General features: G+C 37.6%; 10 protein-coding genes. 6 read left to right on the top strand and 4 right to left on the bottom strand.

From position 1 onward, the window contains the following. Window positions 1–293: 293 nt before the first annotated feature. From QUF49_RS10250 to QUF49_RS10235, 4 genes are all read left to right on the top strand, one after another. Complete coding sequence (locus QUF49_RS10250; RefSeq protein ID WP_289495563.1) at window positions 294–1,829, top strand: DEAD/DEAH box helicase; 1,536 nt, start codon at window positions 294–296, stop codon at window positions 1,827–1,829. A gap of 208 nt (window positions 1,830–2,037) precedes the next feature. Continuing rightward, window positions 2,038–2,538 (top strand): metallophosphoesterase family protein, encoded by a 501-nt coding sequence (locus QUF49_RS10245; protein WP_289495562.1) that lies wholly within the window; start codon window positions 2,038–2,040, stop codon window positions 2,536–2,538. 60 nt (window positions 2,539–2,598) lie between these two features. Beyond that, complete coding sequence (locus tag QUF49_RS10240; protein WP_289495561.1) at window positions 2,599–3,147, top strand: GNAT family N-acetyltransferase; 549 nt, start codon at window positions 2,599–2,601, stop codon at window positions 3,145–3,147. 100 nt (window positions 3,148–3,247) lie between these two features. Then, window positions 3,248–6,760 (top strand): dynamin family protein, encoded by a 3,513-nt coding sequence (locus QUF49_RS10235; protein WP_289495560.1) that lies wholly within the window; start codon window positions 3,248–3,250, stop codon window positions 6,758–6,760. A 34-nt stretch (window positions 6,761–6,794) separates the two neighbouring features. Here QUF49_RS10235 and QUF49_RS10230 read toward each other — a convergent pair whose 3' ends face one another. The 3 genes from QUF49_RS10230 to QUF49_RS10220 form a co-directional block, all read right to left on the bottom strand. After that, entirely contained in the window at window positions 6,795–6,917 is a 123-nt protein-coding gene (locus QUF49_RS10230) for a hypothetical protein (RefSeq protein ID WP_289495559.1), read from the bottom strand. A gap of 428 nt (window positions 6,918–7,345) precedes the next feature. Beyond that, window positions 7,346–8,800, bottom strand: a complete 1,455-nt coding sequence (locus tag QUF49_RS10225) for a UDP-N-acetylmuramoyl-L-alanyl-D-glutamate--2,6-diaminopimelate ligase (protein ID WP_289495558.1) — start codon at window positions 8,798–8,800, stop codon at window positions 7,346–7,348. Window positions 8,801–8,928: 128 nt separating this feature from the next. Continuing rightward, window positions 8,929–10,086: an aminotransferase A gene (locus QUF49_RS10220; RefSeq protein WP_289495557.1), complete on the bottom strand. Its 1,158-nt coding sequence runs from the start codon at window positions 10,084–10,086 to the stop codon at window positions 8,929–8,931. Window positions 10,087–10,244: 158 nt separating this feature from the next. On the opposite strand from QUF49_RS10220, the gene QUF49_RS10215 reads away from it, so the two are divergent. Both QUF49_RS10215 and QUF49_RS10210 read left to right on the top strand, forming a co-directional pair. Continuing rightward, the gene (locus tag QUF49_RS10215) at window positions 10,245–11,504 is read left to right on the top strand and encodes an MFS transporter (RefSeq protein WP_289495556.1); all 1,260 of its coding nucleotides are present in this window, start codon (window positions 10,245–10,247) and stop codon (window positions 11,502–11,504) included. Between the two features lie 146 nt (window positions 11,505–11,650). Further along, window positions 11,651–11,788 carry a hypothetical protein gene (locus QUF49_RS10210; protein ID WP_289495555.1) on the top strand — a complete coding sequence of 46 codons (138 nt, stop codon included), beginning with the start codon at window positions 11,651–11,653 and terminating at the stop codon, window positions 11,786–11,788. On the opposite strand, the gene QUF49_RS10205 is transcribed toward QUF49_RS10210, so the two are convergent. Continuing rightward, window positions 11,774–12,385: a cyclase family protein gene (locus tag QUF49_RS10205; protein ID WP_289495554.1), complete on the bottom strand. Its 612-nt coding sequence runs from the start codon at window positions 12,383–12,385 to the stop codon at window positions 11,774–11,776. The genes QUF49_RS10210 and QUF49_RS10205 overlap by 15 nt on opposite strands. Window position 12,386 lies beyond the last annotated feature (1 nt).

The raw sequence follows: 12,386 nt of genomic DNA, 5'->3' as shown, positions 1-12,386 counted from the left end.
AATGGAAAGAGTTGCATTTATTATAGTTACGTGATAAGTTTAACAACGGAATATATATGGACGGAACAAGTTTGAATTACGGATAGCCTTGTAACTATTAACGTTTAATTTTTACGCATATTCACATGGCTAAGCATTTCCAGTCAATAAAACCCGCGGAAATGCTATTTTATGTGCAAATCATGATGTATTTTGAAAAAACAAATTGGCCGGCAACTTTTGCAATTTATTCGAATGCCGAGTCCACGAGGTTATCGTAAAACCTTTTTCGTCACAGAAAAGGAGATAGAACATTGACAACATTTCAAGAATTAGGACTTAGTCCTGAGTTGCTTCAATCCATCAACAATATGGGATTTGAGGAAGCAACACCGATTCAGCGTGACACCATTCCAACAGCACTTAAGGGGACTGACCTTATTGGCCAGGCACAAACAGGGACTGGTAAGACAGCTGCGTTTGGTATACCGCTAATCGAAAAAATGGATACTAGATCACGATTAGTTCAAGGAATCGTATTAGCTCCAACTCGTGAGTTAGCTGTTCAAGTAGCAGAAGAACTTAATAAAATCGGTCAATTTAAAGGAATCAAAACATTGCCGATCTATGGTGGACAATCCATTGTTCGACAAATCAAAGCATTAAAAAATGGTCCACACATCGTAGTAGGAACACCTGGACGTGTGCAAGACCATATCAATAGAAAAACATTGAAGCTTGATAGCGTTCATACAGTTGTGCTTGATGAAGCTGATGAAATGCTTAACATGGGATTTGTTGAAGACATTGAAAAGATCTTAGAAAACGTTCCAACAGAACGTCACACGATGCTTTTCTCTGCTACAATGCCTAAGCAAATTCAAAACTTAGCTGCAAAATTCATGAAGGACGTATTGCTTATTAAAGTAAAAGCGTCTGAAATGACTGTTAAGAACATTGAACAAGAATATGTTGAAGTGAAAGAACGTCAAAAGTTTGATGCGCTTTGCCGCTTCATGGATATTCACTCTCCAGAGCTTGCGATCGTTTTCGGACGTACGAAGCGTCGTGTAGATGAATTATCTGAAGCATTAAGCAAACGTGGATATTCAGCTGAAGGGATTCACGGTGACCTTCCGCAAGCAAAACGTGACAAAGTGTTACGTGCGTTTAAAAACAACACGATCGAAGTTCTTGTTGCAACTGACGTAGCTGCTCGTGGTCTTGACATCTCTGGTGTATCTCACGTTTATAACTTCGATATTCCTCAAGATCCAGAAAGCTATGTTCACCGTATTGGACGTACTGGTCGTGCAGGAAAAACAGGTTATGCCTTAACGTTTATCACGCCGCGTGAGATCGATCACCTATACACGATCGAAAAAATCACAAAGCGTAAAATGGTAAAACGTGCGATTCCTTCAGTATCAGAAGCAATGGAAGGACAACAGCAGATTACTCTTGAAAAGTTGATGGAAGTAGTTGAAGAAGATAACTTTAACGGTTATAAGCAAACAGCTGTCGAGTTACTAGAAGAAAACGATTCAGTAACGCTTTTAGCTGCAGCTCTTAAGCTTCTTACAAAAGAACCTGATACGACTCCAATCAATCTTACAGATGAGCCGCCACTATCAGTTAAAAAGAGACGTCCTAATAATCGTTTCTCTGATCGCAGACGTTCTGGAGGCCCTAAAAGAGAGGGTGGAGGCGGAAGAGACAATCGCCGTTCTGGATATTCTAAAGGTGAGCGCAGTGGTTCTCGTGATGGCGGAAACCGCAGCAGCAGCGGCAGCCGTGATCAATCATACCGTTCACAAAAACGTGTTCGTGAAGATTTTAAAAACAGATAAGTATAACGAAAGCAAGGGGAATCTACCCTTGCTTTTTTTGCTCTTTTTATGAAGATAATGAAACAGATTAAGCGATAAAATTAAAAGATTAAGCGGTTATTCATACATATTAGGTGTTAAATGAGAAATAAAGGCGATGCGACATTACTCCGGTTGCAACGCTCAAACATAAAAAAGAGTGTAAATGAACTTGGGAAGGATGACTTCATTGAAAAAGATTTTAATTATCTCTGATACTCATATGCCGAAAAAAGGTACAACAATTCCTGAACCTATCCTAAAAGTGCTAAAAAATGGTGTGGATTATATTTTACATGCAGGAGACTGGACGACGGAATCTTTATATGTAGAATTACAATCGTTTGCGCCTGTTTATGGAGTAAAGGGTAACGTGGATAATGGAACATGGAGCACCAAACTTCCTGAAAAAGTACTTTTGAAGCTAGAAGAAGTAAAGATTGCTATGGTCCACGGTCATCTTGGAAAAGGAAGGTCCACACCTGAGCGTGCTTTTAGAGCGTGCAAAGATGACGATGTGGATGTAATAATTTTCGGACACTCTCATATCCCATTTCATGAAGTAAAAGATAACAAGATCCTCTTTAACCCTGGTTCACCAACTGATAAAAGAAGAGAAAAGCAGTTCTCGTTTGGGCTTGCTGTTGTTGAACAATCAACGATAAAGCTCAACCACCATTATTTTTCCTGATGAATGACAACATATAAACGAGACATAATAATACAATCATAGCAATGGAGGAATAATAGCATGCCAAATGGGGACAGCTTTTCATTTACAGCAAAAAATGGTGAAGAAATCATCTTAAGACCCGTAAAAGAACAAGATGCAAAAGACATTACAGCACATGTTGAGGCAATCGTAAAAGCAGGAAGGTACCTCCAAAAAGAACAACCTCGTTCTGTTTCTGAAGAAATTGAATTTATTAATGAGGTCAAACAAAAAGAAGACATGTACACAGCTGTTGAGCGTAAAGGAAAAGTTGTAGGAATAGCGAGAGTCCTTAAAGGTGAACTTCAAATGAAAAAGCATACCGGTGTGTTCAGAACATGGATCCATCCTGATGCGCAAGGTCTTGGAATTGGAAAAGAATTATTGAATTATACACTCCGTTGGGGTCAGAGTAATAACTTACATAAAATTTGGCTTACCGTTTTTTCCGGCAACGAAAAGGCTGTAACGGTGTATGAAAAAGCAGGTTTTATAATAGAAGGAAGACAAAAGAATCAAGCTATCATCGATGGTGAAATGGAAGATGAGATTTTTATGGCTTACTTTTTTAATAAAATGAAAAAATAACTCAATCGGAATCCGGGTTAAAAAGATAATCAATGGTGAAATCGCTATCATATATATGGTAAAGTGGATAGTGATACAGTATTGAAGACAGGTGGATACGATGAAGTCAACTCAAAAAGAACTGCTATATACAGAAAAACAACGTTTGATCTCTTTATATGAAGAGTTCCATGAAATGAAACAACTAAAAGAAGAAGAACAACTGAGCAAACTTTTCCTTAAAGTAGCAAAGGAAGAGTTTGCTATAGCTTTTTGCGGCCATTTTTCTGCGGGAAAATCAAGTTTGATCAACGCCCTTTCTAAGACAGGAATACTTCCATCCTCTCCGATCCCAACGAGTGCTAACATTGTTAAAATGATACAGGGTGTTCCAAAGGCAGTCGTTCAATTGAAGAGTAAAGAAATAGTGACATTTAATGACCCTTACGATGTAAATGAGATTAAAGCTCTATGTAAAGATGCAGAGCTTGTGGAAGCGATAGAAATATATTATGAATCCCATGGTGATCGATCAAATATTGCTTATTATGATACACCAGGTATCGATTCTACAGATCCTCTTCATAAAAAAGCTACTGAAAATGTGGTGTACTTAGCGGATTTAATCTTTTATGTAATGGATTATAATCATATTCTTTCTGAAACTAATATTGAATTTATTCAATCATTGATTCATAGAGGAAAAGCTGTTCGACTTATTGTTAATCAAATTGATAAACATAGAGAAGATGAGCTTAGTTTTCATAACTTTAAAGAAAATGTGTTTAAAACGTTTCAAACATTTGGGATCTCAAAAGAGCATATCTTCTTTACGAGTGTAAAGAAGCCAAGTTTTTCACACAACGACCTTACCGCTCTAATGGCATACATTAAAAAGATAGAGATGAACAAGGATGCCTTGCTATTAGAGCAAATCAATCGTCAGCTGCAGCACTTTGTAAATGACTTTATTGAAAAGACAGATGATGACCAGCCTGCATTAGATGCGGTAAATGAAAAGTTAAAGCTCCTTTCTCATAGCCGTGATGAGCTTGTACGACAGCTATCAATGAATGAGCAGTCTGTAAAAGAAAAGATAGAAAACATTCGAAATCATATGGTCAACATACTAGATTCCGCTCAGCTGATGCCTTTTGAGACGAGAGAAAAGGCAGGATTGTTTATCGAGTCAGCTAAAAAAGACTTTAAAGTCGGTTTATTCTTTTCTAAGCAAAAAACAGAACAAGAGCGGAAAGAACGATTAATAGCTTTTCAAGAAAAACTTCAAGAATCGGTTGATGCGCATGTCAATTGGCATGCTATAACGTATATAAGTTCACTGCAAAAAGAGATGAGCGAAGATTTGCCAGATTGGCAGCCGATACAAGTAAATGAAGAGATATTGTATTCATTTGTACAATCTGGTTTGTCATCTCAAGGACAAGGACTTTTAAATTATTGCAATAGCATCTCTAACGAAATAAAAAAATTAGCACGGCAGCAAATTAGTGATTGTTTAACATTTACTTCTGAGCAATTGAACCATTCGAATAGGGAAGAGTTATTAAGTCTTCAAACAGAATTGAAACGAAATGAACAGGAAATCGTTAATCTGCAGAATGAAAAAGAAGTTGCAGAAACATGGGAAGATCAAAAATACGAATTAAATAAAATCCTTAATACTGACTTGCCAGGTCATCATTCTGTAAGTGAATTTGAAAAGATGTTTCTAGCAGAATATCATCCTATCTCAGTCGAATTTTTCAAAACTAAGTTTAATCAGCAAACAGAAGTTGAAGATGAAATAGGGCCTAATACTGCTGTTAATGTAACAAGTAAGATTTCACAATCTGCATCACTTCAAAAGGAAACAGAGAATCTTTCAAAGACAGCTGCCATTTTAAAGCCTTTGTCAGGACTCACTCATTTAGCGGAAGAGATGGAGACGCTTCAGCATCGATTTGAAAAACGGTCATTTACGATGGTTCTTTTTGGTGCATTTTCGGCTGGTAAATCTTCATTTGCGAATGCTCTATTCGGTGAAAATATTCTTCCATCTTCACCAAATCCGACAACGGCTGCAATAAATGAAATCAGGTTCCCAGATCAAGATAATCAGCATGGTTCAATCGTAATTCAAATGAAGAGCGAGGAAGAAGTTCTTCAAGAAATAAATATCCTTTTAGAAACATCACAACACGATATAACGTTCATAACAGAATCAAATGATGAAAAGATAAATTCTTATAGAGAAGGATTTGGATGGGCGAACAAGCATTTGGGGAAGACTCTTCATTCAGATCTAACTGACATAAGCACGTATGCAGCAGATGAGACGAAAGCTTGTTTTATTAAAAAAATTACAGTGTATTATAACTGTCCTTTAACAGAAAAAGGATTAGTTCTAGTAGACACACCAGGAGCAAATTCAATTCATTCCCGTCATACTGAAGTAGCTTTTGAGTATATGAAGCATGCAGACATTATTATTTACCTGACTTACTTTAATCACGCGTTTTCATATGCTGATCGAGAGTTTTTAATTCAGTTAGGAAGAATCAAAGATACCTTCACCTCAGATAAGATGTTTTTTGCCATTAATGCTTCTGATTTGGCAGATAATGAAGAGGATAAGAAGGACGTAGTGAATCACGTTAAAAGTAATCTTCTTACTTTTGGGATTCGAAACCCGAGATTGTTCCCGGTGTCGAGTAAAAACGAATTAATTCACTCTGAGCGTGCTAACAGTGGTTTTGGTCCTTTTACGTCGAGTTTGTACTCGTATATTGAGCATGATCTAGAGCATAGCATGATAAAGAGTGCACAGGCTTCAATTACACATGCCAGCCTTACCATACAAAATATCATTAACGAGACAAAGCTGCGCATGGAAAAAGAAGATGAGTATATAGAATCCTTGCAAATAAGAGAACGAACTCTTATTGATTATGGAAAGAGTCATGTCACAGTTTCAAGAAAACAATTTGACCAAGAGCAAAAGGAACTTCTTTATTATATTAAACAAAGAGTATTGATTCGTTATCATGATTTTTATAAAGAGACGATTCATCCTGCTGCTGTGCAAAGTTCTAAAGCAGCTCTATCAGACTGTATAAAAGAGCTTTTCGCCAAACTTTCACATGACTTGAATCAAGAATTTAAAGCTTGCTCATTAAGGTTAGATAATTGGATACAAAAAGGTTTAAAAGAGAAAGTAGAACACATGATTGATAAAGCTAACGACGAAGGAGTAAGTCTGCAGCAATCCGATCATACGAACTTATACAGCACACCTGCATTTTCTTTAGCTATAGAAAGTAAAGATGAAACAATGCAAAAGAAATGGTTATCATATTTTAAGAATCCAAAACAATTCTTTGAGCAGAACGGTTCGATGGATCTAAAGAATGATCTTGTAAATGAAGTAGACAAAAAAGTGGAGAACTGGCTGATAGAAGCGAATAAGAAGTTATCCGAACATTATGATGCTATACTGTTAAGCGCGGAAACGAATGCAAGACAGCAAATCATCAATCAATTGACTGCTTATTTCGAGGAATTAAAGAAGCCTGGAGATTTAGAAGAACGATTGCAGCAGATGCAAAACAGCTTGAAACAATTACAGGAGCTGTAAAGTGAGAGGCTGTTTTCGAAAAAACTTTGTTGTCTTATGGAAGTAGTTGATTTCCGTTACAGGTGCTTCGCTTTCCGCGGGGCAGGTGGTGAGCCACATTCATACGTTTCACGTATAAGTGTCTCACCTGCCCGCCTGTCCCGCAGGAGTCTCGCACCTTGCACTCCAATCAACTTGGCAATGAAGCAAAAGAACAAAAAAATCTCGAAGTATTAAATCTTTTTAGTATTCATTGTTTGTTTACCTTACTGCGGTGAGATGTCCAATTCAATCGAAGCATACAGAAATGAATATATAAGGACTTCGTGTGTGATGCCAATGCGAAGTCCTTGTTTTTTGATCATTTTCATCCACAAATTTTTTATACAGAAAAAAGGGCTTAAACAACCTCGTCAATGCGAGAATGATTTAAGCCCTTTTGGCATTTGATAAAAACATGTAGTGATTGGAGCGGATGGGTACTGACTCCTGCGGGGCTCACCGCCCGCCCCGCGGAAAGCATGTACCCTGGAGCGGAAATCACCGCACCCAACCAATTAGTAAAGGTCATTTTTGCCTCGCTTACCCGATGATACAGACTTTTATTTAGATCAATGTTGGTTTATTCATCGATTGAAACAATTCGACAGTTTTAAGATCAGAATCAGACGGATGTGTATACGTTTCTTTATACTTTTCAGGTCCTTTTCCTGTAATGATCACTACAGAGTTCTCAGGAGCTTCTTCTAAAGCAAAGAAAATCGCTTCTGTCCGATCAGGGATGATGTCAGGCCGGAGGGAACCTTTTGGAATAGCTTCTTGTGTTTCTTGAATGAGCTGATCTCGATCCACACCGTTTAAATCGTCCACAGTTAAAATGGTTTTCGTCGTATATTCTGAAGAAATGCTAATCATTTCACTGCGTTTAGTTAGATCTCGGTTGCCTCTGAATCCAAACACATGATATAGTGGCCGATTACCTGCTTTTTTGCTTGCTGCTTCAAGCACTTGAGATACACCATCAGGAGTATGTGCATAGTCAACAATAACTTCTGTCCCATTATGAAGGGTGATTTCTTCAAATCGTCCTGGAATTCCTTCAAAACTTTTTAAATGTTCGACAGAGCTTTTAATAGGTATTCCATAATCTAAGGCTGCAGCAATTGCAGCGGTTGTGTTTAACGCATTATATTCTCCCGGCAACGGTAAAGGTACGGTTACCTGAAGCGTTTCATGTACCAAATTAAATGAATTTTTTCCTACATCTTCAATATAGAAAGAGTCAGTTTTTTGCTTGCCGTAAGTCCAAACTTGAAGATCATTTTTTGAATTCAGTTCTTCTGTTAGACGTTTCCCATAATGACCTTCACTGCATATAATAGCTGTTCCTTTATTTTTTAAATAGGAAAACAATTTAGCTTTACAGAGATAGTACGATTCCATTGTTCCGTGATAGTCGAGGTGGTCATGAGTTAAGTTCAAGAAGATTGCTTGATCATAAGTAATTCCTTCAATTCTTTTTTGTTCGAGACCATGTGAACTAACTTCCATAACAACCGCATCATCATTGCTTTCGCTTAACATCTGCTGCAGAGTAACAGGGTCAGGGGTCGTATGTGTACTCTTCACTTTATTACCATTGATATAGTGATATACGGTACCGAAAAGAGCGGCAGAAGTACCATGTGAAACAAGTATGTGCTGTAATAAAAAAGAGGTAGTGGTTTTGCCGTTCGTACCAGTTATACCTGTCATTTTATGTTTTTTATATGGTTCATCATAAAAGTAAGAAGCGGCAAGACTCAATAATCGCTTCGTATCTTTAGCATAAAAATAATGACCTGGTCCGATATCCTCATCATACTCTCCGATAATGGCTGCTGCACCATTTTCGAATGCTTCTTGTATGTACTGATGGCCATCCGCTTGCACGCCAGAAATAGCAAAAAACAAGTATCCAGGTTTCACTTTTTTTGAATGAGAGGTAATCCCTGTGATGATAGGATCATCCTCAGTAGTAATTGAAATATGCAAGTGGCTTAATAAACCGTTTAACTTCACAAAAACGCATCCTTTGAATAAATTAATTTTAGTTTTTTTCTAATTCAAGTTTCTATACAGAGACTTTGAATTAACCGTAATATCTTTATGTTAACTTATTCGAAAAAACTGCCCAATTTGAGGGCAGTTTAAGTAAGAGAATTTATAAAGTTTTCGATTCCATCCATACCTTTTTTTAACTGCTCCATAGAGGCAGCGTAAGAAATTCGAATATACCCTTCTCCAAGAGTAGTGAAAGCATCACCGGGAACAACCGCAACTTCTTCATTTTGTAACAGCTTTAATGCAAATTCATAAGAAGATAATCCGAATTTTTTTACCGATACAAAAAGATAAAATGCTCCGTTCGGTTTTTCAAAGGAAATTCCCATCTTATTAAGCCTGCTGTAGCAAAAGTCTAAACGTTCTTTGTATGCTTCACGCATTTCTGATGCATCATCTTTACCATTGGTTAACGCCTCAATAGCAGCTGCCTGAGAAATGGTAGACGCGCAAGTGACATTATATTGATGAACTTTTAATACATGCTGCAACAGGTTTTGAGGACCGAACAAAAGTCCAATTCGCCAGCCTGTCATGCTGTGTGATTTGGACAGACCATTTATGACAAATGTTTTTTCCCTCATTCCTTCAAAGTGAGCAATCGATCGATGCTTGCCGTTGTACTTAAGTTCGCTATAGATTTCATCGGATAGTACAAAGATATCTTTCTCGCTCAAATATTCCGCGAGCTCCTTTAATTCATGATCTTCAAGTACAACCCCTGTGGGATTAGATGGGGAAGGTATGATAATGGCTTTTGTTTTGTCAGTGATATGTTTGTCGATCAATTCTGGAGTAACTTTAAATCCAGTCTGTGTTGTATCCATATATATAGTGTTCGCACCACATAAAGTGATTACGGGTTCATAACCAGGATAAACAGGAGCAGGAAGCAGAACATCATCATGATTACTTAAAATCGTGCGCAATGTAATATCAATCGCCTCGCTAGCTCCTGCTGTAACTATAACTTCACTTAATGGATCATATGTAAGCTCATATTTTTCTTTTACAAATTCAGAAGCGGCTTCTCTCAGTTCAAGATAACCAGCGTTATGAGAATAAACGGTTTGATTGTTATGTATAGCAGCTATAGCGGCCTCTTTGACGTGTAATGGAGTAGGAAAGTCCGGTTGGCCTAATGTTAAGGAGATGGCGTTCGGAAACTGAGCAACTTCATTAAAAAACTTGCGAATCCCTGATATTTGAATTGATTTAGCTTGATCGTTTAGTAAATGTTCCACAAAGAATACTTCCTTTCATTTTCCTCAAAAATTGCAAAAAGTACGTTCCCATAAGTGTATCTTTAATTGCTTTCTTCAGTCAATGGGTGTATTTTCTTGTATGGTTTTATGACTTTTTACAATACTAATGAGGTAATAGTACGGTAGTGGAGGAAATTATGGAAGCAAAGAAAAAGTTGGACTTACTTGCACTCGCATCCATTCCCCTTGTAATGACACTGGGGAATTCTATGCTTATACCCGTATTGCCTGAAATAGGAAAAGAACTTAATATTAGTTCGTTTAAGGTTTCGCTGATTATTACCGTTTATTCGATTGTTGCCATTCTTTTAATACCGATTGCAGGATATTTGTCCGACCGTTTTGGCCGAAAAAAAGTAATAATACCTAGCCTTTTTATTGCTGGAATCGGTGGATTGATCTCGGGTTGGGCTGCTTGGCAAGCCGATCAAGCGTTTACGTTTATTCTAATTGGCCGTTTCCTACAAGGGGTTGGTTCTTCTGGTGCGGCTCCTGTTGTTTTACCGTTAGTAGGAGATATGTTTAAAGATGAAGAAGAGGTAAGTTCAGGTTTAGGGTTGATTGAGACTTCAAATACGATCGGTAAAGTTTTAAGTCCGATATTGGGTGCGTTTTTAGCAACAATCATCTGGTTTTTACCTTTTTGGCTCATCCCGGTATTCTGTATTCTTTCTATTGTTTTAGTATTATTTTTAGTTAAAGTACCTAAAAAAGATCAAGAACAGCAGCCTTTTAAGGAATACATCAAAAACATAAAGAAAATTTTTCATAATGAAGGCAGATGGCTTTTCGCTATTTTTATAATCGGCGGCATCATTATGTTTGTATTGTTCGGCATTTTATTCTATCTGTCCACGATCTTAGAAGAAAAATATGGTGTAAAAGGGATTATGAAAGGCTTAGTAATCGCTTTGCCTCTACTTGCTTTATCAATTGCTTCATTTATTGCTGGAAAAAAGATCAAGCAGAATAAAGTAGTTATGAAATGGTGTACATTTTTATCTATGGTCCTTTTAGGAGGATCAGTATTTTTAATCACATTTACTGAGAACGTGTATTTTTTATTAGGTGCACTATTCATAGCTGGTATCGGTATAGGTGCTGCTTTGCCAAGTTTGGATGCACTTATCACAGAAGGAATTGAGAAAGAAGCAAGAGGTTCCATCACATCGATCTACAGCTCGATGAGATTTGTTGGTGTAGCATTAGGACCGCCTGTATATGCCATTTTAATGAAATCTTCTCATGAGCTCGTGTTTTACACATCAGCAGGAGTTAGTATCGTTGGAGCGATTGCTGCATTCTTTGCTATAAAACCAGAAAAAGAAAAGGGCGGGGGAGATGAGGGAAAGAAAGATCCTCAAATAAGCAAGAAGTTAAAACCGGCATTAGAATAACATAAAACAAAAAAACAGCGGAATGTCCGCTGTTTTTTATTTGGCTCTTTTCTGAAGGATTGCTTTGGAAGCATTCTGTTCAATTCTCTTCTATGTTAAGTTGATTGGAGTGTAAGGTGTGAGACTCCTGCGGGACAGGCGGGCAGGTGAGACACTTAAGAGTGAAACGTACAAATGTGGCTCACCGTCTGCCCCGCGGAAAGCGAGCACCTGGAACGGAAATCAACCACTTTCAAGAGCAACAAAGTTTGCGAAAACAGCCTTTTATTTTACTGTTCAATTAAGACGATTCTTGCAGGTGATGCATCCAATCCTCTGATTTTAAGAGGAGCAGCTACCATCAAGTATTCACCTTCAGGTACTTCTTTTAATTGGAGTCCTTCAATAATTATTACGTTGTTTTGAAAGAGCTGCTTATGAGTAGGATGATTCTCTTGCGCTCGCTCAACACCTAGTGCATCAATCCCAACTCCAGCAATACCAATCTCGGCCAAAACTTTAGCTGCATCACTGTTCACATAGATAAATTCAAAGTTAAATTCAGTGTCCCAAGAATTTTTTGTTTTAAAGAGAACAAAGTCATCTTTTTGAATATCTTTTCCAGCAAGATCTTCAGCAGATATGAACTCGCGTGAACTTGTAAGATCAATTACTTTTGCTTTTCGAACAAGTTTTTCGATCGCCAGTGTTTCGATCGTATCACCGCCAGGTACCATGTGCAGTGGTGCATCTACATGTGTACCAGTGTGAACATCCATTGCGATCCTTGTTTCTGTAACATGACCGTTTTGTGCAGTATTAAACTCAGGCTGTTTTTCAGGTTTGTTTTTATATACCGGCATACCTTCATAGATCGGTAAAGAAACATCATAAATCTTCATG

Source organism: Fictibacillus sp. b24, assembly GCF_030348825.1.
Lineage (GTDB): Bacteria > Bacillota > Bacilli > Bacillales > Fictibacillaceae > Fictibacillus.
Note: the sequence above shows the minus strand (reverse complement) of the source record. Positions and strands in the feature narration are given on the sequence as shown.